Source organism: Streptomyces apricus, assembly GCF_008369065.1.
Taxonomy (GTDB): domain Bacteria; phylum Actinomycetota; class Actinomycetes; order Streptomycetales; family Streptomycetaceae; genus Streptomyces; species Streptomyces apricus.
In genome coordinates this window covers 199,148-220,543 of sequence record NZ_VDFC01000043.1, presented here as the reverse complement: position 1 = coordinate 220,543, position 21,396 = coordinate 199,148, and the positions used below count along the sequence as shown (strand labels likewise).

Annotated in this window: 18 protein-coding genes and 1 tRNA gene; 13 read left to right on the top strand and 6 right to left on the bottom strand. The window is 72.1% G+C overall.

The annotated features are described in order from the left end of the window. Positions 1-421: acyl-CoA dehydrogenase family protein (locus FGF04_RS19120; protein WP_188114137.1), on the bottom strand; the 421-nt coding region annotated here is incomplete at its 3' end. 201 nt (positions 422-622) lie between these two features. On the opposite strand from FGF04_RS19120, the gene FGF04_RS19115 reads away from it, so the two are divergent. Further along, positions 623-1,492 (top strand): bifunctional DNA primase/polymerase, encoded by an 870-nt coding sequence (locus FGF04_RS19115; RefSeq protein ID WP_149512536.1) that lies wholly within the window; start codon positions 623-625, stop codon positions 1,490-1,492. A gap of 840 nt (positions 1,493-2,332) precedes the next feature. On the opposite strand, the gene FGF04_RS19105 is transcribed toward FGF04_RS19115, so the two are convergent. Beyond that, positions 2,333-2,419 (bottom strand) — tRNA-Ser (locus tag FGF04_RS19105). 476 nt (positions 2,420-2,895) lie between these two features. Here FGF04_RS19105 and FGF04_RS40095 point away from each other — a divergent pair. Beyond that, positions 2,896-4,311, top strand: coding sequence for a hypothetical protein (locus tag FGF04_RS40095; RefSeq protein ID WP_188114136.1), 1,416 nt, complete (start codon positions 2,896-2,898; stop codon positions 4,309-4,311). A gap of 52 nt (positions 4,312-4,363) precedes the next feature. Here FGF04_RS40095 and FGF04_RS19095 read toward each other — a convergent pair whose 3' ends face one another. Beyond that, a complete protein-coding gene (locus FGF04_RS19095; RefSeq protein WP_149512534.1) occupies positions 4,364-5,977 on the bottom strand; it encodes a S1C family serine protease in 1,614 nt (537 codons plus the stop codon). A gap of 277 nt (positions 5,978-6,254) precedes the next feature. On the opposite strand from FGF04_RS19095, the gene FGF04_RS19090 reads away from it, so the two are divergent. From FGF04_RS19090 to FGF04_RS19080, 3 genes are all read left to right on the top strand, one after another. Continuing rightward, positions 6,255-7,067 (top strand): glycerophosphodiester phosphodiesterase, encoded by an 813-nt coding sequence (locus tag FGF04_RS19090; RefSeq protein WP_149512533.1) that lies wholly within the window; start codon positions 6,255-6,257, stop codon positions 7,065-7,067. A 226-nt stretch (positions 7,068-7,293) separates the two neighbouring features. Further along, positions 7,294-7,836 (top strand): ATP-binding protein, encoded by a 543-nt coding sequence (locus FGF04_RS19085; RefSeq protein ID WP_328596391.1) that lies wholly within the window; start codon positions 7,294-7,296, stop codon positions 7,834-7,836. Positions 7,837-8,001: 165 nt separating this feature from the next. Continuing rightward, on the top strand, positions 8,002-8,991 hold the full coding sequence (locus FGF04_RS19080; protein WP_149512532.1) for a DUF5926 family protein: 990 nt from the start codon (positions 8,002-8,004) through the stop codon (positions 8,989-8,991). A gap of 255 nt (positions 8,992-9,246) precedes the next feature. Here the strand turns inward: FGF04_RS19080 and FGF04_RS19075 are convergent, their stop codons facing one another. Continuing rightward, entirely contained in the window at positions 9,247-9,939 is a 693-nt protein-coding gene (locus tag FGF04_RS19075) for a hypothetical protein (protein WP_149512531.1), read from the bottom strand. 56 nt (positions 9,940-9,995) lie between these two features. Further along, positions 9,996-10,661 carry a bifunctional DNA primase/polymerase gene (locus tag FGF04_RS19070; RefSeq protein ID WP_149512530.1) on the bottom strand — a complete coding sequence of 222 codons (666 nt, stop codon included), beginning with the start codon at positions 10,659-10,661 and terminating at the stop codon, positions 9,996-9,998. A 462-nt stretch (positions 10,662-11,123) separates the two neighbouring features. Here FGF04_RS19070 and FGF04_RS19065 point away from each other — a divergent pair, with 462 nt between their 5' ends. Both FGF04_RS19065 and FGF04_RS19060 read left to right on the top strand, forming a co-directional pair. Further along, complete coding sequence (locus FGF04_RS19065; RefSeq protein WP_149512529.1) at positions 11,124-12,635, top strand: PP2C family protein-serine/threonine phosphatase; 1,512 nt, start codon at positions 11,124-11,126, stop codon at positions 12,633-12,635. 166 nt (positions 12,636-12,801) lie between these two features. Further along, positions 12,802-14,289: an aminopeptidase P family protein gene (locus tag FGF04_RS19060; RefSeq protein WP_149512528.1), complete on the top strand. Its 1,488-nt coding sequence runs from the start codon at positions 12,802-12,804 to the stop codon at positions 14,287-14,289. Positions 14,290-14,452: 163 nt separating this feature from the next. On the opposite strand, the gene FGF04_RS19055 is transcribed toward FGF04_RS19060, so the two are convergent. Further along, positions 14,453-14,908 (bottom strand): ATP-binding protein, encoded by a 456-nt coding sequence (locus FGF04_RS19055; RefSeq protein WP_149512527.1) that lies wholly within the window; start codon positions 14,906-14,908, stop codon positions 14,453-14,455. A gap of 224 nt (positions 14,909-15,132) precedes the next feature. On the opposite strand from FGF04_RS19055, the gene FGF04_RS19050 reads away from it, so the two are divergent. The 6 genes from FGF04_RS19050 to efeB form a co-directional block, all read left to right on the top strand. Then, positions 15,133-15,984, top strand: a complete 852-nt coding sequence (locus tag FGF04_RS19050; RefSeq protein ID WP_149512526.1) for a hypothetical protein — start codon at positions 15,133-15,135, stop codon at positions 15,982-15,984. 122 nt (positions 15,985-16,106) lie between these two features. Beyond that, positions 16,107-16,862, top strand: coding sequence for a YcnI family copper-binding membrane protein (locus tag FGF04_RS19045; protein ID WP_149512525.1), 756 nt, complete (start codon positions 16,107-16,109; stop codon positions 16,860-16,862). A gap of 120 nt (positions 16,863-16,982) precedes the next feature. Further along, entirely contained in the window at positions 16,983-17,657 is a 675-nt protein-coding gene (locus FGF04_RS19040; protein ID WP_149512524.1) for an SCO family protein, read from the top strand. Next, positions 17,654-18,178: a copper chaperone PCu(A)C gene (locus FGF04_RS19035; protein WP_235882395.1), complete on the top strand. Its 525-nt coding sequence runs from the start codon at positions 17,654-17,656 to the stop codon at positions 18,176-18,178. The genes FGF04_RS19040 and FGF04_RS19035 overlap by 4 nt, the downstream gene beginning before the upstream one ends. 13 nt (positions 18,179-18,191) lie before the next feature. Further along, positions 18,192-20,153, top strand: coding sequence for a copper resistance CopC/CopD family protein (locus FGF04_RS19030; protein WP_149512523.1), 1,962 nt, complete (start codon positions 18,192-18,194; stop codon positions 20,151-20,153). 8 nt (positions 20,154-20,161) lie between these two features. After that, positions 20,162-21,396 (top strand): iron uptake transporter deferrochelatase/peroxidase subunit (efeB, locus tag FGF04_RS19025; RefSeq protein WP_149512663.1); only part of this gene is annotated, 1,235 nt, incomplete at its 3' end.

The following is a 21,396-nucleotide window of genomic DNA, read 5'->3' as shown; positions in this document are numbered from 1 at the left end:
TCCCGACCCACACGGCGCGTGTCCGCAACGAGGCCAGGTCCGTGCCCGCCGACGGCTCGCTGTAGCCGATCGCGAACACGAGTTCGCCGCGCAGGATCCGCGGCAGGAAGAAGTCCTTCTGCTCCTCGGTCCCGTACTTCATGAGCGTCGGCCCGACCGTGTTCAGCGTGACCATGGAGATCGGGGCGCCCGCCCGGCAGGCCTCGTCGAAGAAGACGAACTGCTCGTCGGCCCCGCGCCCTTGCCCTCCGTAGGCCCGCGGCCAGCCGATACCCAGCCATCCGTCGGCGCCGATCCGCCGCAGGAGCGCCCGCCGTTCGTCGTGACCGGCGGGGGGCGGMCCGCCCGGCATCAGGTCCCTGAAGTACGTGCGGAGTTCGGCACGCAGCCGTCGCTGGCGCGGGGTGGGGGCGAGGTGCACGACGACGGCCCTCCCAGGAGTGACCTCGTACGAACAGGAGTTCCTGACTGTCCGTCAGATACCGTGCACTGTCAAGGCCGGGCCCCGCGGCACACGACACGCCTGCGCGGCGGCACGGACGCCCACCACCCCGAGGCGCCCTCCGACCGGACAAGGTCCGACCCTCTTCCCTTTCTCGAACACCTGTACGAAAATAGAACCATGGCCACCATCGACCGGCAGGCCACGACGCTGGCCCTCGCACACGCCCTGTCAGCCGCGGAACGCGGCCTGGCCGTCATCCCGCTGTCCCGCACCAAGCTCCCGGCGCTGCGCTCCCCCCACCGCGACGACCCGACGGCACCGCCCTGCCGCGGCGACTGCGGGCGCTTCGGGCACGGTGTGTACGACGCCTCGACCGACCCCCGCCGCATACGCGAACTGTTCGCCGCCGCTCCCTGGGCCACCGGCTACGGCATCGCCTGCGGCCTGGAGCCGCACCACCTCATCGGCATCGACCTGGACACCAAGTCGGGCACGGACTCCTCGGCCGCCCTGCGGGAACTGGCGCTGCGCCACCTGTTCACGATCCCCGAGACGGTCGTCGTGCTGACCCCCAGCGGCGGGCGCCACCTCTGGCTGAGCGGCCCGCCCGATGTCGTCGTCCCCAACTCGGCAAGCCGCCTCGCCCCGGGCATCGACGTCCGCGGCGCCGGCGGCTACCTCGTCGGCCCCGGCTCACGCACCGAACACGGCGTCTACGGCACGGCCCCGGGGACGGCCCGGCTGGCCCCCGCCCCCTGCCCGGCCTCGCTGCTGCGCCTCCTGCTGCCACCGCCGCGCTCCCACCACACCGCCACGGGCACCTCGACGAGCGGCCAGGGCCAGGGCCTGGTGCAGTTCGTCCTCGCGGCCCACGAGGGCCAGCGCAACACCCGCCTGTTCTGGGCCGCCTGCCGCGCCTACGAGAACGGCCTGGGCCCGCAGCTCACCGAAGCCCTGGTGGATGCCGCGGTCCGCACGGGCCTCACCGAACGCGAGGCCCGCTCGACGATCACCTCGGCCTCCCGCATGACACTCCCTCACCCCTGACCCGCACGGCCGAAGCAGACCCAGCACGAAGGCCCCGAGCGCCCCTCGTCGCCGCCTTGGAACCGCGAGGCCACACCTTCGTCAACGGCGGTCTCCTGGCCCGCCCTGCTGCCAGGCGTAGACACGAACCGGGTCGAGGTGGAGTTCGTTCGGACCCAAGCAGTCGGCCGCCCAGGTGGCCAGGCGAGAGCCGCAGACGCAGGCCAGGTTGGGGCCGTTCGCGCCAGTGGGCCCGCAGCACCCGAGCCAGTTGTCCCCGAGCGTGAAGGGTTCAAGGCGTGGCAGAACATCGTCCGGGTGGACGACGAAGCTGTTGCGGCACCCGGCGGACACCGTGTCGCCGATGGTTGCGACTCGTAGCAACTCGCGCCCAGCGCTGCGGGCGGGGCGGCGGCGGGGCCCAGCAGCAGCGACGGACGGGGCACCCCACGGCTCAGGGTCGACGGCATAACACCCGCCAGGGACGGTGGAACGAGCCCGACCGGTCTCCTTGTCCCGGCCGTGATCCGGATTGTCGACCTCCGGAACGACGGGCAGCGTCACCAGGTCCCCGGTGAGCGCCGTCCCGCACTTGGCGCAGTAGAAGACAGTCACACACGATGTTCTACCGTCTGCCGGCCCGGCCGACCGCATGATTTGCGACAGGCCCCGGCAGGCCTGCCCGATCCGGGACGTACGGACGTCCGGAAAGCCGCCGCGGATTGATCGGTGCGTAACACGAGCTTCGTGGCCCACCCGTGCCCGATCGAGCGGGGAATCCTAGGGAACACCGGTCACCCACAGGCAGCGCGCAGCGCGACGGCCCCCGACCGGTTCGCCCGGTCAGGGGCCGTTCTTCTGCGGTGGGTGTGGGATTTGAACCCACGGTCACATCGCTGCGACGACGGTTTTCAAGACCGTTCCCTTAGGCCGCTCGGGCAACCCACCTCGGCCCGTCCCGCCTGGGACGAAGCGGGTACAGACTACCGGCCCAGGACCCCGTCGCGGGATGACGGTCCACAGGTCGGCCGTCAGCCGTCGGTGATCGTCCCGATACCACTCCCCGGACCCACCCATGTGCCGTCGTGGGGCACAACGGCGACGAATACACGAGTGATCCGCACGTACGGGGTGACAACGACCCGAGCGTCACCACACGTACGGGTGAGCGTTGGATCCAGCGGCCGGGGTACCGGGGCGCTTCCCGCCGACCGTCGAAGGCCGAGGTCGAGGACGGCTCAGGAGGGGAAAAAGGCCTGCTCGTGAAGGCTTTCGCGAAAGGAAGCGGTGTCGCGGAAGGCGTTTCCGATCAGCTTCGATCAGTCACGTGCGCGTGTCTACACCAGCCTAAACGCCCTTATTGCCCAGAATGTTGCTCACTGCCCCAGTTGAAACTATGAGGTTTCGTTGCCGAGGAGCATGACATGCAGATGCGCAGGTGGCTCCCAGACCAACCCACCCGTATCGGCCGCCACGACTGGCCGGACGAGAGGGACAACGGAACGCACATGCGGATGCAGGCCGGCTCCGTTGTGGTACTCGACCGGCAGGCGTGGCGGATCCTGGCGATCGACGGCTACCCGAGCGACCGGTGGCCGGACTCCTACGAGAAGGCGTGGCGTGACCACGTGGAGCTGTGGTGGCACGCCAACGAACTGCGGCGGGCCAACAACCAGACGGCCAAACCGGCCCCCGAGCGGGCCGAGTTCTACAAGCGCCCGGTGGTGCTGGTGCTGCGGAACGAGAACCTGCCCCGTTCCACGCCGAAGCACTGGTGCGCCCCCGCCAGCCACGACTGGCGGGTCCTGCCCGAGCACTATGCCGTCTGCCACGCCTGCGGCGAGCTGCCGCCCTGCCGTCACGGGGAGTACCGCTGGGAGGGCGGCCCCCGCTGGCCCGAGCAGAACGGCGGGATCCCCCTCATGGTCCCGGAGGACTGCTGCATGGGGTGCGCCGAGCCCATCAAGCCGCGGGTGCGGACCGTGCGCTTCCCGGGCCCGAACCTCTGGTACCCGGACCTGGGGGAGGACACGGCCGTCTTCCACGCCCGCACCTCCTGCAGCGACCAGGTCGACTGCTACCGCATGCAGTGGCAGGCCGAGTACAAACCGCGCCCCTCCACGCCCCCCGCCCCCGAGTTCCCCGGCTTCGAGCACCTCGTCATCCCCCGGACACGGCACGCGTCGAACGCGCTCACGCAGGTCCGGCGGGTCCATCAGGATCCCCGTCCCGCATCGTCCGCGCCGACCGGGCCGGTCGCGCCGTCGCGGGCCGGGCAGGAGGAGTGCGCCTCCACCACCGGTGACTTCCACGCCTTCCGGACCCCGTACGACGAGCGCCGGAACGAGCACAGGAACGAGTACCGGGACGAGCAGAGAGACGAACAGAGGGACGGGCACAGGGACGGGCACAGGGACGGGTACAGGAACGAGCACCGGGGGGAGTACCGGGACGAGCACCCTGGGGAGCCGAGGACCGGGACTCCGGCTGCCGGCCCGGCGGCACCGGTCGCACCCGAACCGGCGCCCCGCCCCGCACCGGCCCCCGCACCCGCARCCGCACCGGAAGCGTCCGCACCCACGTCCGTCGTGACCGGTACCGTCATGCCCGCCGCGGCCGAGGCGTCCGCATCCGCGCCCGCGTCCACACCCGGCGCCGCCGCCTACGCCGAGAGCGTCGGACCGGTCCTGCGGTCCGCTGAGGAGCTCGGTCTGGTCCTGGCGGAGCGCCCGGCCTTCCACAACGCGGAGCAGGCGGCCCGGGTGATCGAGGAACTCACCGCCGCGGTCCGCAACATCGCGCTCTGCCTGAACCCCCCGGCCGCCCGCGAACGCTCCTGAGCCGCGCCGCTCGGCGAGCGGCGCGGCTCAGTGGGGAGCAGTGGGCGGTGGATCAGCTGTCGCCCTCGCGCTTGCCCAGGGTCACCTCGGCCGTCCGCTGCTTGCCGTCACGGGTGTAGGTGAGCTTGACGGTGTCGCCCGGCTGGTGCGTCCAGATCTCACCGATGAGGGTGGGACCGCTGTCGATCACCCGGTCGTCGAGCTTGGTGATGACGTCGCCGGGCTTGAGGCCGGCCTTGTCGGCGGGGCCGTTCGGCGTGACCGCGTCGGAGTTGCCCGCGCCCTGTTCGGTGATCTTCGCGCCCGTGCCCTCCTCCAGGGCGACGGAGGCGCCGATGACCGGGTAGACGGGCTCGCCGGTCTTGATGAGCTGCTGGGCGACGTTCTTCGCCTGGTTGATCGGGATGGCGAAGCCCAGGCCGATGGAGCCGGACTGGCTCGTGCCGCCGAGGCCGCCGCTCGTGGACTGGATCGCGGAGTTGATGCCGATCACCGCGCCCTTGGCGTCCAGCAGCGGGCCGCCGGAGTTGCCCGGGTTGATCGAGGCGTCGGTCTGCAGGGCGCTCATGTACGAGGCCTTGCTGCCGGAACCGCCGTCGCTGGAGGCCACCGGGCGGTTCTTGGCGCTGATGATGCCCGTCGTCACCGTGTTCGACAGCCCGAAGGGGGCGCCGATCGCAATGGTCGAGTCGCCGACGGCGATCTTGTCCGAGTTGCCGAGCGGGAGCGGCTTCAGGTTGTCCGGCGCGTTCTTGAGCTTGATGACCGCGACGTCGTAGCCCTGGGCGTGGCCGACCACCTCGGCGTCGTACTTCTTGCCGTTCGAGAACGTGGCCGACAGCTTGCCGCTCTCGACCGCCTCGGCCACCACGTGGTTGTTGGTGAGGATGTGGCCCTGGGTGTCGAAGACGAAGCCGGTGCCCGTGCCGCCCTCGCCGTTGCTGCCCTCGGCCTCGATGGTGACCGTGCTCGGCAGCGCCGTGGCGGCCACGTTCGCGACCGTGCCCGCGTCGCGCTTGAGGTCGCCGCCGCTGTCGGAGGCGGAGACCGTCGTCGAACCCGAGGAGTCGTCGTTGCTGTCCGCCGCCCAGTAGCCGATGCCGCCGCCCACACCGCCCGCGATCAGCGCGGCCGCGAGGACCCCGGCGACCAGGCCGCCGCGTCCGCCGGACTTCGCCTTGTGGGCGGGCTGCTGGTAGGAGGAGCCCCACGCGTCCCCGGAGCCGCCTTCACCACCGCCGCCGTACGGGCCGCCGCCACCCGCGCCGCCGCCTCCGTACGGGCCGGAACCGCCCTCGCCACCGCCACCGTACGGGCCGGAGGCACCGTCGCCGCTCCCCGCGTACGAAGGCGTCGCCGGGGGCGGGGGCGGCGGCCAGGAGCCCGCCTCCGGAGCGGGAGCCGCACCCTGCGGGGCCCCGGAGGGCACCGGAGGCATGGAGGTCGTCGGCGCGTCCCCGGGAAGGGAGCCCGGCTCCTGGGGGTGGGCCGCGCTCTGCTGGGGGCCTGCGCTCTGGTGGGGGCCCGCGCCCTGGTGAGGCCCAACGGGTCCCGCCGCCGGCGGGGCGGGCTGCTCCGGATACGCGGAAGCAGCGGGAGTGTCCACCGGCACGGGGGGTGCAGACGGGGCCGGGGGTACTGCGGTGCCCTCGTTCTCGGTGCTCACAGCTCTTCCTCTCGATCCACGGCGGTCAGTCAGTTCACATCCGGTCGCGTTCGGTCGCGTGTGTTCAGGACCAACTCACGCGTGTTCGGGAACCGGCACGATTCAGCTGCGCATGTGCTTTTGTATGCCGTCAGCTTTTCCCACAGGACGTCAGGGCGCCATAAGCGGCACCTGTGACTCCGAGATCTTCTTTTATATAGGACAGGTCTGACAAAACCACTGTATGTTCCGCACGGTCGACCACACGCGTACCCCTTGTCGGTGACACCATGACGCGGTGACCCACGCACGACAGCATCCGACCCAGGTCGTCGCTCACCGCGGGGCCTCGGACGAGGCCCCCGAGCACACCCTGGCGGCGTACGAGAAGGCGATCGAGGACGGGGCCGACGCCCTTGAGTGCGATGTACGGCTGACCGCGGACGGGCACCTCGTCTGCGTCCACGACCGCCGCGTCAACCGCACCTCGAACGGCCGCGGCGCCGTCTCCGCCCTGGAGCTCGCGGACCTCGCCGCCCTGGACTTCGGCTCCTGGAAGAACCGCGACGAGGCGCCCGACTGGGAACAGCAGCGGCCTCCTTCCTGGGAGCAGCAGTCCGTCCTGACCCTGGAGCGCCTGCTCGAACTCGTGGCCGACGCCGGCCGTCCCGTACGGCTCGCCATCGAGACCAAGCACCCCACGCGCTGGGCAGGGCAGGTCGAGGAGCGCCTGCTGATCCTCCTGAAGCGCTTCGGCCTCGACGCACCGCCCTCGGCCGAGGAGTCGCCCGTACGTGTCATGAGTTTCTCGGCGCGCTCCCTGCAGCGCGTCCGGGCCGCGTCCCCGACGCTGCCGACGGTCTACCTGCTGCAGTTCGTCTCGCCCCGGCTGCGCGACGGACGGCTGCCCCCGGGCGTCCGGATCGCCGGGCCCTCGCTGCGGATCGTGCGCAATCACCCGGCGTACGTCGAGCGCCTGAAGGGGGCCGGGCACCAGGTCCACGTGTGGACGGTGAACGAGTCCCGGGACGTCGATCTCTGCGTCGGGCTGGGCGTCGACGCCATCATCACCAACCGGCCGAGGGCGGTACTGCGGCAGTTGGGCCGCTGAAAGCCGCCGTCCGCGTACCCACCGCACCGGCCTCCCCCGCCCCATCCATGGACCGTCAAGTGCGGACATGACCTGCATGTCCGACCATGCGGCGACAGGGAGTGCTCCGGCGCGTTCGGTGCGTGCTCGATCGTTACGAGTGCGTCACCGCACGTGCATTGGCCGGTTTCCGGCTCAGTCCAGGAGGGCATCCACACCGTGGCGTGGGGCGAAGGAGGTCTCGGGGGTGGCGTTGGTGGTGGCACAGGAAGTGCCCACGTCGTCGAGCATGGCCGTTCCCCATGGCCCTGCGGGCGTGGGCGAGGCGAGGCACCGGATGCGCGATCAGCTGCGCAACGGCGGTGTCGCGGAAGCGGTCATCGACGATGCCGTACTGATCCTTTCCGAACTACTGAGCAATGCCTGCCGTCATGGCAGGCCACTGGGTGACGCCCTGGCGGGCGACGGCGACGTCCGGGCCGCCTGGCGCGTCGAACCGACCGGCAGGCTCACCGTCGAGGTGACGGACGGCGGCGGTCCCACCCGCCCGGTTCCGGCCACCCCCTCGGTGACCGCCCACGGAGGCCGCGGCCTGAACATCATCACGGCGCTGGCCGACGACTGGGGCGTCCGGGACGACACCCGCGGTGAGCTCACGGTGTGGGCGGTCGTCCACAAGGACGCGCGCGCCGCGCGCCGCCGCGACGACTTCGCCGCGCGGGTCACCGCCCCCGCCGTGCCCGCGCTGCCGGACCTGGATTTCGGGGACGCGTTCGACGGTCTGGACTGACCGCCCGGACCGCGCAGGACAGGGACGGGGGCGCCGGTTCCGGGACGAACCGGAGCACCGCCCCGTGTACGGCCCGGCACGTTGTCCACAGGGTCCCCTGGGTCCTCGTACGAGCGGCTAGGCTCGCGCCCGTACGAGTCGAGCCGTAACCGGGAGACAGCCACGATGGCCAAGAAGCGACCCCAGACGAAGGCCAAGCGGCCGCAGCCACAGGATGGGGCCCGCGCCGCCGTCGCCGACGGGCAGGTGCCGGTCGTCGGGGCCCGCGAGCCCTGCCCCTGCGGCAGCGGCCGCCGCTACAAGGCCTGCCACGGCCGCGCCGCGGCGCACGCCGTGACCGAGCTGGTGCAGCGCCCCTTCGAGGGCCTGCCGGGCGAGGGCGACTGGATCGCGCTGCGCGAGCTGGTGCCCGCGGCCACCGTCGCACTGCACCTGAGGGAATCCCTCCCCGAGGGCGTCCCGTCGGTCACGCTCGCGACGGTCCTGCCGATGGCCTGGCCGGCGCTGCGCCGCGAGGACGGCTCGGTCCTGATCGGCCTGCAGAACGACACGGCGTCCGGCGACATCAGCCGCGACCTGGCCGACACGCTCCAGCGCGCGCTCACCGCGGAGCCCGGCACTCCGGTGCAGGCCCGCCGCGCCCCGGGCGACGGGCCGCGGCTGCAGGATCTCCTCGACCCCGAAGGCGCGTTCGAGCCAGTTGTGCACGAGGGCTTCGAATTCTGGGTTCCGGACGCGCAGAACGCGTCCACGGAGGTGACCGCCTCCCTGGAGCGCGCCAACGCCGCCGCCATCCCGACGGTGAAGCTCGCCGGTGTCGAGGCGGCGTACTGGTGCGAGACGCCGGACAAGAACCACCTGCGCTGGGTCATGCCGCACCCCGAGGAGCAACTTCTGGACGCCCTCGCGCGGCTGCACGCGGCGGGCGCTTCGAGCCTCGGCGAGGGCACCCGGCTGGTGGGCTCCTTCCGGGCCCACGGCCTCACGGTCCCGGTCTGGGACCTGCCGACGGGTGTCACGGCGGAGGACGTCGAGAAGCCCGCGTCCGAGTTCGCCGAGCGGCTCTCCGCCGCGCTGGCCACGGACGCGCCGCTCACCGCCGACGAGCGCCGGGCGCGCGGCGGTCTCACCAACCGCCAGGTCACCCTCAGCTGATGTCTCGTGCGCGCCCCCCTTCCGGCCGGCCGGTCGGTCAGCCGGAGGACGGGTGCGTGACAGGTGCGCACATCCGGTGACTCCTGTCACAACTCCCGGTCGTGACAAGCCAATCGGTGTCTGAATAGCCGAGATCGAATTTGCGAACCGCCGATCTCTTGTTACCGTTCCAATAGCCCGGTTGCTGGTGCATCCCCCGTCGCCAGCAACCGGGTCTTTTCATGCCCGGATCCCGAACCGTCGCCGAAGCGGTCCTCAACGCCCTTTTGGGGCAAGCGAGTTGCTCCCCGAGCGCAGTAGCAGCGGTCCGTCGGCGTCCGCCGCGAATTCGGCGACCGCCGTGTACGCGGACACCTCTCCGGCCGTCCGTTCCCGCGGCGTCTCGCACGTGCCCGGCTCGTCGTCGGCGTCCACCGCGCAATGCGTCCGCACGGTGCCGCCGCCGGGCCCCATGAGGGTCAGCGCGGACGTGAGACCGTCACCGGTCGTGTTGCGGTAGTAGGTACGCGCCCAGGTCTCCCGCCCCTGCGTCAGCACGCACGTCTGGGCCTCGATGCCCTCGGGGGAGGCGAGGTCGGGTCCGCAACGGGCCGCGGTGGCGAGCCCCACACCGAGCGTCGCAGGACTCGGGGAGCTCGCAGAGAACGACGACGGTCCGGGCGCCCTGCCGTCCGAACTGCCCTGGCCGGTCCCGCCGGTCCCGCCGGTCCTGCCGATCCCGCCCGTCTCGCCGGCGCTGTCCGCCCCATCGGTCGTGCCGGTCGCGTCGTCCTCCGCGGAGGGACGTGCCGATACGGGTACAGGTGCGGATGCGGGTGCCCGGCCGTCCGTCGGCCCCGCGGAGGCCACCGCCAGCGGCACCGCGACCGTGAGCACGACGATGCCCGCCAGCATCAGCAGGCGGACTCTTCGGGGGTCCGGGGGCCGTCCCCCGGAGTGACGCAGCATGAGAGGGACGATAACGAGCGAGGGCGGGCGCGCGGTTCGCCGCGCGCCCGAGTCCCCTACAACTCGGGGGCGCTCACACCCGTACGAGTGAGAGCCTCCACCACCGCGTCCACCACGGCCTCGACGTCGGGCACCCAGGGGGCGGCCGAGCCGGGCAGCGGGGCGCGTTCCCAGCGGATCCCGCCCTGGCCGGTCTCGGACGGGGGCAGGGCCACGTAACCACCCTCGCCGTGGAACCGCAGCGAGCCGGGAACGAAGTCCTTGGCGTAGAGCAGCTCGCCCAGCTGCTCCAGGGAGTACGGCTTCACGAGCAGCGCCCAGCGCGTCGGGGCAGCGATCACGGGGCCCAGGCGCATCCCCATGCGGTCGAGCGCGGCGAGCGCGCGGGCGGCGGCCGGGGCCGGCAGGCTCACCGCGCACGGGGCCGTGCCGCCGGTGGCGAGGATGATCGGCGCCGTCGGCCGGTTCGTCCACCACCAGCGCGCCATGCGTTCGTCGGTGGTGGCCGCGAGCAGGCCCGGGTCGAAGGGGTGGGCACCCGGCACCGTGCACTCCGGGTCGGGACACGCGCAGCGGGCCCGACCCTGCGGGTCCGGTGCCACGCCCGGGAGTACGGGCCACTGCCAGGCGGTCGCGAAGGTCAGGGCCGCGCCGAGCATCTCCGGCCTCCCGCCGTTCCGCCCGGACAGGAGCCTTCGTCGCCTTCCGAGGATCTCGCGCATGTGCGCTCGTTCCTTTCCGTTGAACGCCGAGGAACCACATCACACCATGTGGCGATCACTTCACTGTGCGTACCTGATGGCGCATCACACCCTTGTCGCGGACAAGGGGAACCCCTGTGGGCCGAGCGTTGGCTGCGTCCGCGTCCACACTGCGTCTGTCTAAAGCACGGGCATGGCGGGGGGTGGCGGCGTCTGGCGTTTGCTGTCCCGCGTACTTCTCGCCGCCTCCGCCACGGGAGGATGGGGCACGGTCGTCGGTGGTTAAGACGCCCGGGTCCGTCGCCAGGTTCCGGATGGATCCCAACCGCACCTGGCCTTCTCCGAGTACGTACCCATCACGACCGTTGTGACGCTCTGTCGAGCAGGGCCAGTCGACCGCAGCGGCCTCTGACTGGAGTCGTTTTCAAGCCAAGTTCACCTTTCCACGTCCCTACCACAGACACCAGTGATCCCGGCAGGACAATGCTGGACATCCCCTTACGAGTGCGTGTACATGTGGAGACACTGCTAGCGGCGCAGAACGACATGGGGGTTTGCGATGCTATCGAGCGATACGCACCGGCCGGAAAGCCGGACGCCATGAACGCCCCTCACCTCCCGAAAGTGGCCGGAATCGATTCAACGGTTCCGTCACCCGCACACACTGTCGCGCCCGCACGTGTCACCCCGGGTTCCCCACCTGCACCGGCCCCACACGCTCCCGGGGCCGTTCTCCAGGACAGACTCGCGGGCTGGGTCTCCGACCTCACCACGCTGCACGAGCTCACCGAGCGGCTCGCGCGCACGGGTTCGCTGGCGGACGCGCTCCAGGAACTGCTGCGCGCCGGAGCCGCCCTCGTGGGCGCCCGGCGCGGCCTCGTGGTGCTGGAGCCGGGCGACGGGCTCGGCCCGGACACGACGATCGGCCTGGGACTGGCCCGGGCTGACCTCGGGCACATCGAGACCGTTCCGCGCAGCTCCCTGTCGTACGGCAGGATCCTCGACGGGCTCCCCGGCGGCGAGGGCGGGATCGCCCAGCCCGACCTGCTCTCCGAGGACGGGCTGGACCCGCGGCACCGCGAGGTGGCCGCCCGGCTCGGCTACGCCGCGAGCTACGCGCTGCCGCTGTCCACGGAAGGGGCCGGCCGGCTGGGCGCCGCCGTGTGGCTCTACGACGAACCGGCCGAACCGGCCGAGCGGCAGCGCCACCTGGTCGGCCTCTATACGGCGTACGCGGCCGAGCACCTGGCGCGCCTGGTCGAACTGGAACGCACGCGCGCGTGCATGACGACGATCTCGCGCGAGCTGCTCCCCTCCCGGCTGCCCCGCGTCTCCGGTGTCCAGCTCGCCGCCCGGCACCGCACGGGGCCGCGCGGCGGCGGCGACTGGTACGACGCGCTGCCGCTGCCCGAGGCCGCGCTCGGCCTCGCGGTCGGGTCCGTCACCGGGGCGGGGCCCAGCGCCGTCGCGGCGATGGGCCGGCTGCGGGCCTCCCTGCGGGCGTACGCGGTGATGGAGGGCGAGGACCCGGTCGCCGTCCTGTCCGACCTGGAACTGCTGCTGCGGCTCACCGAACCGGCCCGCTCCGCCACCGCCCTGTTCGCGTACTGCGAGCCCGCCCAGCGCAAGATCACGATGGCCGGGGCCGGGCACAGCCCGCCGCTGGTGATCGGCGAGCGGCGCACCGAGTACGTGGAGACGTCGGTGTCGGCCCCCCTGGGGATGCTCGCGTGCTGGGAGGCGCCCGGCGTGGAGTTCCGGACCGAGCCGGGCGAGACGGTCCTGCTGTACACGGACGGGCTGCTGCACCGCACCGGCGACCCCATGGACCGGGCCTTCTCGCGGCTGCACGCGGCCGCCGCGAGCGTGCCGAGGGCGCTGCGCGGCGATCCGGGCGCCGTCGCCGACCACGTCCTGCGGAGCATGCTGCCGGACGGCCTCGCGGACGCCGACAGCGACGAGGACGTGGTGATCCTCGCGGCCCGCTTCGAGTGAGGCGCACGTCCGGCGCGTGGGCGGCCCTCGCTTGAGCGGCCCGAGCTTGAGCGGCCGCGCTTGAGCGGCTCGCGCGCCGCACGTCATCCGGGTCTTCCGGCCCTGGGCGTCCTTCCGTACGACCGTACGATGGTGGGCGTCCAGAGTCGTATCGAGGAGGCAGACCGTGTCGGAGGCGCTCAACCCGGAGACCCCGGAAGCCGTGCTTGACGATGCCGCCGACCAGGCGGACGAAGAAGCACCCATCAAGCAGCGCAAGAACGGCCTGTACCCGGGCGTGTCGGACGAGCTGGCCGAGAACATGAAGTCCGGCTGGGCCGACACCGAGCTGCACGGCCTGGAGCCGATAGCGCAGGCCGCGCACACCGCCGCCCGCCGGGCCGCGCTCTCCGCGCGCTTCCCGGGCGAGCGCCTGGTCGTCCCGGCGGGCAACCTGAAGACCCGCTCGAACGACACGGAGTACCCCTTCCGCGCCTCGGTCGAGTACGCGTACCTGACCGGCAACCTCACCGAGGACGGCGTCCTGGTGCTGGAGCCGGTCGCGGACGGCCACAAGGCCACGATCTACCTGCTGCCGCGCTCCGACCGGGAGAACGGCGAGTTCTGGCTCTCCGGCCAGGGCGAGCTGTGGGTCGGCCGCCGCCACTCCCTGGCCGAGGCCGAACAGCTGTACGGCATCCCCGCCTCGGACGTGCGCGAACTCCCCGACCGGCTGCGCGAGGCGACCGGCCCGGTCCGGGTCGTGCGCGGGTACGACGCCGGCATCGAGGCGGCACTCACCGACAAGGTCACCGCCGAGCGCGACGCCGAGCTGCGCGTCTTCCTCTCCGAGGCCCGGCTGGTCAAGGACGAGTTCGAGGCCGGCGAGCTGCAGAAGGCCGTCGACTCGACCGTGCGCGGCTTCGAGGACGTCGTACGGGTCCTGGACAAGGCCGAGGCGACCAGCGAGCGCTACATCGAGGGCACGTTCTTCCTGCGCGCGCGGGTCGAGGGCAACGACATCGGCTACGGCTCGATCTGCGCCGCGGGCCCGCACGCGTGCACGCTGCACTGGGTGCGCAACGACGGCCCGGTACGCTCCGGGGACCTGCTCCTGCTGGACGCCGGTGTGGAGACCCACACGCTCTACACGGCCGACGTCACGCGCACGCTGCCGGTCAACGGCACGTACTCGCAGATCCAGCGGAAGATCTACGACGCCGTGTACGAGGCCCAGGAGGCCGGTATCGCGGCCGTGCGGCCGGGCGCCAAGTACCGGGACTTCCACGACGCCTCGCAGCGGGTGCTGGCCGAGAAGCTCGTCGAGTGGGGGCTCGTCGAGGGCCCGGTCGAGCGGGTCCTGGAGCTGGGTCTGCAGCGCCGCTGGACGCTGCACGGCACCGGTCACATGCTCGGCATGGACGTCCACGACTGCGCGGTCGCCCGCACGGAGACGTACGTCGACGGCACGCTGGAGCCGGGCATGTGCCTGACCGTCGAGCCGGGGCTGTACTTCCAGGCGGACGACCTGACGGTGCCGCAGGAGTACCGGGGCATCGGCGTCCGCATCGAGGACGACATCCTCGTCACGCAGGACGGCAACCGGAACCTCTCGGCCGGGCTGCCCCGCAGGTCGGACGAGGTCGAGGCGTGGATGGCCGCGCTGAAGGGCTGACGCGGGTTCCGGCCGGGCACCGAGGGGTGCCCGGCCGTTCCCGTTCCCGTCCCCGGGCGGTCCGCCGCACCGGCGGCCGAGCGGATCACCGAACCGGCGCCGAGCGGTCCGTCACACCCGCGGCCGGCCAGTGCCCCGGCCGTACCGCCGCTCGTCAATGTGTTCAGAAGGCCACCAGCGGTGTGCCCTCACGCCACTTGAGCACCTTGTCGAAGCTGACCACGGCCCCGCCCCGGCCGGAGCTGTTGCCGATCCGGACGTGGTCGGAGAGCTCCTGGATCAGACACAGGCCCCTGCCGTGCTCCGCGTCGCTGTGGGAGGGCCTGGCCGGCGCCCGGCCGCGTCCCGAGGGGAATCCCGGCCCCGAGTCGGTCACCTCGATCCGGCACTTCTCGCCGTCCAGATAGGCGGTGACCCGGTAGGCCTCGGTGGGCTCGCCCCGGTCCGAGTCGCCGCCGTGTTCCACGGCGTTGGCGCATGCTTCGCTGAGCGCGACGGAGATGTCGTAGGAGATGTCCGGGTCCACCCCCGCGGACTCCATCGTGCCGATCAGCAGGCGCCGGGCGAGCGGAACACTCGCTGCCTCACGCCGGAGATGGAGAGACCACCAGATGCTCATGCGCCAGCCTCCTGGCCGCGGCTCGACATACCGTTACGTATTGCCGGGCGGGGCGGTGGATAAGCGTCCTGGCGGCGTGATGCCGCCCATAAGGGGGATGCGGCGACGCCATCTGCCGGTGTATGTGCGGGCGACCCGTACCAGAACATGATCTTCCGGACCGTACGCCATCTTGTGGACCTGCCGTACGGGCCGGGCGGGGCCAGTGCGATGATGAGCCCGCCATGACTGCCCCCCACCAGCGCGCGCGCACCGGAGGCGATCTCCGGTTCCTGAGGGCCTCGGTGTTCGCCGCGGTCTGCGTCGTGCTGGCCGCGGCCGGTCACTCCGTCGCCTCCTGCGCGACGATTCCGCTGTGGTCGCTCGGTGCGGGATTCCTCGCCGTCCTCGCGGTCGCGGCTCCATTGGCCGGACGCGAACGCTCGCTGCCGGGCATCGCCGTGCTCCTCGCGGCCGGTCAGACGGCCCTGCACACGCTCTTCGGACTGGGTCAGCACGGCACGGCGACCGCGGTCTCCACGGGTGCGGACGCCTCTCTGGTGGACGCCTCGCTCGTGGCCCGCGCCGCGCGGCTGGTGTGCGGCGCGTCCGTCGCGACGCTCAGCCCCGCCCAGGCACAGCGCATCCTCGCCGACGCCCGGCTCGGCACGGGCGCCAGCGGAAGCGGCGCCACGGGCGGCGCGGGCGGCGGAAGCGGCGTCCACGCCCTGCACGGGCAGATCGACGCCGTGCCCGCGGTCGGCACGGGCTCGGCGCTGCCGTCGCTGTCGATGCTCCTCGGGCATGTGCTCGCCGCCGTCGCCACCGGGTGGCTGCTGCGCCGCGGGGACATTGCCCTGCAGCGCCTCCTGCACCTCTCGGCGCACGGTGTGGCGGAAGGGGCACTCGTGCCCCTGCGCGGGGCCCTGGCGCTCGTACGCGCCCTCCTGGCGGGTCTTCCCGGCGCGACCCCGGCGATGCCGGGCGCACGGCGCACCTGGCGTTACGAGCCGCCGGTCACGCGGACGAACGCCCTCCAGCACTCGGTCAGCCGGCGCGGTCCCCCGGCCGGCACGGCACTCGCCCTCGCCGCCTGACACGACGCACCGCTTCGGACGTACCACTCCAGGGGTGCCGTCGTGCGGCACGCGCGCGTGCCCGTTCTTCCACGCGCGCAATCCCCGTCAACGAACCAGTGCTGAAAGTGGAGTGTCCCGCAATGAAGGCTTCCCGTATCGCCGCGACCGGTGCCGTCGCCGCCTCCGCCGTCCTCGTCCTGTCCGGCCCCGCGTTCGCGCACGTCAGCGTGCAGCCCGAGGGCACGGCCGCCAAGGGCGGTTACGCGACGGTCAACTTCAAGGTGCCGAACGAGCGCGACAAGGCCTCGACCACCAAGCTGGAGATCAACTTCCCGGCCGACCACCCGCTCGCCTCGGTCATGCCGCAGCCCGTCGACGGCTGGGACGTCGAGGTCACCAAGTCCAAGCTCGACAAGCCGCTCGAACTCCACGGCGAGAAGATCAGCGAGGCCGTCACCAAGGTGACCTGGACGGCGGACGGCAAGGGCATCCAGCCCGGCTACTTCCAGAAGTTCCCGCTCTCCATCGGCGCGCTGCCCGAGGACACCGACGAGCTGGTGTTCAAGGCGATCCAGACGTACTCCAACAAGGAGGTCGTGCGCTGGATCGAGACCCAGGAGGACGGCGAGGAGGAGCCCGAGACGCCCGCCCCGGTGCTTGCGCTGTCCGCCGCCTCCGACGACCACCACGGGGCGGCCGCCTCCGACGACGACGCCGCTTCGGACGACGACTCCGGGAAGGGCGACGACGCCGAGGCCGCCGCCAGCACCAGCGAGGCCGCCGACACCGACAGCAGCGACACCACGGCCCGCGTGCTGGGTGTCGTCGGCATCGTCGTCGGTGTGGCGGGCGTGGCGTTCGGAGTCCTCGCCGGCCGCCGGCGCACCACCGCGTAAGCCCAGTAGTCCTACCGACCCAACGTCGGACGTCCCACCGGAGTCCCCGGCCAGCCTTTCCGGCCGGGGGTCCGGGCCCGTGCCTCGCGGCCGGGTGCGGCGTCCCCGGGAGAATGCACTATGCGCAAGAAGAACCACATCGCGGCGGCCCTGTTCGCCGCGGCCGCCCTGGCCCTTTCCGCCTGCGGCAGCGGGGACGGCGACAGCGGGACCTCCGTCGCCGAGGTGTCCGAGGAGGCCGGCTCCCAGAAGGCCGCCACCGTCCTCGACAAGCCGTTCGAGAAGCCGGACCTCGTCCTCACCGACACCGAGGGCGAGAAGTACGACCTCCGTGAGGCGACGCGGGGCAAGCCGACGCTGATCTACTTCGGCTACACCAACTGCCCCGACGTCTGCCCGCTGACGATGAACAACATCGCCGTCGCCAAGAAGCAGCTGGCCCAGGACAAGCAGCTGTCCCAGGCGCAGAAGGACTCGCTGCGCGTCGTGTTCGTCACCACCGACCCGGAGCGCGACACCTCCGCCGCGCTCGGCAAGTGGCTCAAGGGCATCGACCCCGACGTCGTCGGCCTGACCGGGTCGTTCGACACGATCCAGGCGGGTGCCCGCACGCTCGGCATCTCCATCGAGGCGCCGACGAAGGACAAGGACGGCAAGGTCACGTCGATGCACGGCACGCAGGTCATCGCCTTCTCGCCGAAGACCGACGCCGGTTACGTGCTGTACGGCGAGGACGCCACCGTCGACGACTACACCAAGGACCTTCCCGCCTTGATCAAGGGCGCGAAGCCGTGACACGTCGTACGGCGTCCGCGGTCGCCCTGGTGCTGGCCGCCGCACTGGCGCTGGCGGGCTGCGGGGAGTCGGGGAGCGACCTGTCGGTGAGCTCCGTCTACATGCCGCAGCCGGTCTCGGACTCCATGGCGGCCGGCTTCCTGGTCGTCGCCAACGACGGCGGTTCCGGCGACCGGCTGACCTCCGTCACCAGCGACGTCGCCGGTGAGGTCACCCTCCACATGACCGTCGGGCAGCGGATGGAGCAGGCCGAGGGCCTCGCCGTCCCCGCCCACGGCAGGCTCGTCCTGGAGAGCGGCGGCGACCACCTCATGTTCGAGAAGCTGCGCCGCAAGCCGAAGGAGGGGGACACGGTGTCCCTGGAGCTGCACTTCGCGGAGTCCGATCCGATCAAGGTCGAGATGCCGGTGGAGTCCACCACGTACCGGCCGCCGTCGGCGACGAAGCCGTCGGTGACCACGTCGTCGGCGACGTCGTCCGCGCATCCGTCCGGGCATTCGCCCACTGCATCGCACCACTGAGGAGGGACCACCGTTGAGCCGGACCACCGCTCCCCGCGTGCGGACGCTGCTGTTGCTGCTGCTCGCCGTCACCGGCGCGCTCCTCGCCGGGGCCGCGCCCGTCTCCGCGCACGCCGCGCTGACCGGGAGCGACCCCCAGCAGGGAGCGGTGGTCGCCGAGGCGCCCGCCCAGGTGTCGCTGACCTTCTCCGAGCAGGTCGCGATGTCCGACGGCTCGGTGCGCGTGCTCGACCCCAAGGGCGAGCGCGTCGACACCGGCAAGACCTCCGGGCAGGGCGGCAACACCTACGCGGTGAAGCTGCACTCCGGGCTGCCCGACGGCACGTTCACCGTCACCTACCAGGTCGTGTCGGCGGACAGCCATCCCGTCTCCGGCGCCTTCACCTTCTCCATCGGGGCGCCCTCGAAGACCACCGTCGCCGTGTCCGACCAGGAGGCGGGCGGCGGGATCGTGGGCGGCCTCTACGGCTTCGCCCGCTACGTGTCGTACACCGGTTTCATCCTCCTCGTCGGCGGTTCGGCCTTCGTGCTGGCCTGCTGGCAGGGCGGCTCCGGCGTACGGGCCGTGCAGCGGCTCGTGGTCTCGGGATGGCTCGCCCTGACCGGGGCCACGCTCGCCATGCTGCTGCTGCGCGGGTCGTACACCGGTTCGGGGAAGGTCGGGGACGTCTTCGACCTGGACCTCCTCAGCCAGGTGCTGCAGACCAAGACCGGCGCCGCCCTGGTGTCGCGGCTGCTGCTGCTCGCCGCGGCCGCGCTGTTCGTCGCCGTGCTCTTCGGGGCGTACGAGAAGCGCGAGGACGACGAGGGGAAGAGCGACCTGACCTTCGGGCTCGCCATCGGCGGATTCGTCGTGGCGGCCGGTCTCGCCGCGACGTGGGCGATGGCCGAGCACGCCTCGACCGGTCTGCAGGCGAACATCGCGATGCCCGTCGACGTGCTGCACCTGCTGGCCGTCGCGGTCTGGCTCGGCGGGCTGTCGACCCTGCTCGTGGTGCTCCACCGCGGCCCGTCGGTCGAGGCGGCCACCGTCAACCGCTTCTCCCGGGTCGCGTTCGCCAGCGTGATCGTGCTGGTCGTCACCGGCGTCTACCAGTCGTGGCGGCAGGTCGGCAGCTGGTCCGCGCTCACGGGGACGTGGTACGGACAGCTGCTGATGATCAAGGTCGCCCTGGTGGTCGTCCTCGTCGGCATCGCGTACTTCTCGCGGCGCTGGACCGGCCGGCTGACGCAAGCGCCCGTCAAGGAGCCGGTGAAGGTCCCGGTCGGCGCCTCGGCCTCGAAGAAGGAGTCCGGCGGCTCCGGCGCATCGAAGGAGTCTAAGGGCTCCGGCGGCCCGAAGGGTGCCAAGGGCGCCAAGGCGCGCCCCGCCAAGAAGGGGGCGGCCTCCGGCGGCGGGGACGGCAAGCGGGCCGCCCAGCTGGCCCGGCAGCGGGCCGCGGTGGCCGCCACCCGGGAGAAGCGCCTGCGGGACGCCGACCCGCTCCGCTCGGGCCTGCGCCGCTCGGTGCTCGCCGAGGCGGGTGTCGCGGTCGTCCTGCTGGCCGTCACCACCGTGCTGACGTCCACCGAGCCCGGGCGTACGGAGGAGGAGGCCAAGGCCGCCACCGCCGCAGCCTCGGAGCAGACCGGCGGGGCGCTGTCGCTGGACATCCCGTTCGACACCGGGGGCCAGGACGGCAAGGGCATCGCCCGCATCGAGCTGGACCCGGCCCGCGTCGGCGGCAACGACATGCACGTCTACGTCGAGCGGGCGAACGGCAAGGCCTTCGACATCCCCGAGGTCAAGGTCGCCTTCACGCTGAAGGCGAAGGACATCGGGCCGCTGCCCGTGGTCCCCGACCGCATCGCCACCGGACACTGGACGGCGAGCGGGGTGCAGATCCCGATGGCGGGCAGCTGGCAGATCGCGGTGACCGTGCGCACCTCCGACATCGACCAGGTGACCGTGGACAAGAACGCGCAGATCGGCTGAACGACACCATGGCTGAACAAGCTGAACAGCCCACTCCGAAGCCCTCGTCGAGGAGCGTCGTCTCACGGCGGCGCCTGCTCGGCACCGCCGGTGCGACGGGTCTCGCGCTGGGTGCCGCGGGCGGCGCCGCCGGATACGCCGCCGCGCCCGCCGCCAACCGGACCGCGCTCCTCAGTTCGGTGGGCGCGGACGAGGTGATGTTTCACGGGAAACATCAGCCGGGCATCACGACCGCCCTCCAGGCCCGCGGCCACCTCGTCGCCTTCGACCTGCGCGCGGGCGCCGGCCGCAAGGAGGCGGCCGCCCTGCTGCGGCGCTGGTCCACGACGGCGCGGCGGCTGATGGCGGGCGAGGCGTCCGCGAGCGGGGACACCGGTGTGGCGCGCGACGCCGGGCCCTCGTCCCTCACGGTCACCTTCGGCTTCGGGCACAGCTTCTTCGCCCGTACGGGGCTGGAGAAGCAGCGCCCGATCGCGCTCGACCCGCTGCCCGACTTCTCCTCGGACCACCTCGACAAGGCCCGCAGCAACGGCGACCTGTGGGTCCAGATCGGTGCGAACGACTCCCTCGTCGCCTTCCACGCCCTGCGCGCGATCCAGCGGGACGCGGGCGACGCGGCCCGGGTGCGCTGGCAGATGAACGGCTTCAACCGCTCGCCCGGCGCCACCACCCGGCCGATGACGACCCGCAACCTGATGGGCCAGATCGACGGCACGCGCAATCCCAAGCCGTCGGAGCCCGACTTCGACCGGCGCGTCTTCGTGCCCGACGCGGGCGACCCGTCCTGGATGGCGGGCGGCTCGTACGCCGTCGTACGCCGTATCCGGATGCTCCTCGACGACTGGGAGAAGCTCTCGGTCACGGACCAGGAGAACGTGATCGGGCGCCGCAAGTCCGACGGCGCGGCGCTGTCCGGCGGTACCGAGACGACCGCGATGGACCTGGAGAAGACCGACGGCGACGGCAAGCTGGTGGTGCCCATCAACGCGCACGCGCGCATCACCCGGCCCGACGAGAACGGCGGTGCGGCGATGCTGCGCCGGCCCTTCTCCTTCCACGACGGCATCGACGCGGACGGGGTGCCGGACGCGGGCCTGCTCTTCGTGTGCTGGCAGGCCGACCCGTTGCGCGGTTTCGTCCCGGTGCAGCGCAAGCTCGACCGCGGGGACGCGCTGTCCGCCTTCATCCGGCACGAGTCGAGCGGGCTGTACGCGGTGCCGGGCGGGGCGGCGGAGGGGGAGTA

What these genes read in the sequence shown, in the direction of transcription:
- FGF04_RS19115 (WP_149512536.1), top strand. Translation starts at nt 623, where the DNA reads ATGGCCACCATCGACCGGCAGGCCACGACGCTGGCCCTCGCACACGCC.
- FGF04_RS19080 (WP_149512532.1), top strand. Translation starts at nt 8,002, where the DNA reads ATGGCCAAGAAGCGACCCCAGACGAAGGCCAAGCGGCCGCAGCCACAG.
- FGF04_RS19075 (WP_149512531.1), bottom strand. Translation starts at nt 9,939, where the DNA reads ATGCTGCGTCACTCCGGGGGACGGCCCCCGGACCCCCGAAGAGTCCGC.
- FGF04_RS19070 (WP_149512530.1), bottom strand. Translation starts at nt 10,661, where the DNA reads ATGCGCGAGATCCTCGGAAGGCGACGAAGGCTCCTGTCCGGGCGGAAC.
- FGF04_RS19065 (WP_149512529.1), top strand. Translation starts at nt 11,124, where the DNA reads ATGCTGGACATCCCCTTACGAGTGCGTGTACATGTGGAGACACTGCTA.
- FGF04_RS19055 (WP_149512527.1), bottom strand. Translation starts at nt 14,908, where the DNA reads ATGAGCATCTGGTGGTCTCTCCATCTCCGGCGTGAGGCAGCGAGTGTT.
- FGF04_RS19050 (WP_149512526.1), top strand. Translation starts at nt 15,133, where the DNA reads ATGACTGCCCCCCACCAGCGCGCGCGCACCGGAGGCGATCTCCGGTTC.
- FGF04_RS19045 (WP_149512525.1), top strand. Translation starts at nt 16,107, where the DNA reads ATGAAGGCTTCCCGTATCGCCGCGACCGGTGCCGTCGCCGCCTCCGCC.
- FGF04_RS19040 (WP_149512524.1), top strand. Translation starts at nt 16,983, where the DNA reads ATGCGCAAGAAGAACCACATCGCGGCGGCCCTGTTCGCCGCGGCCGCC.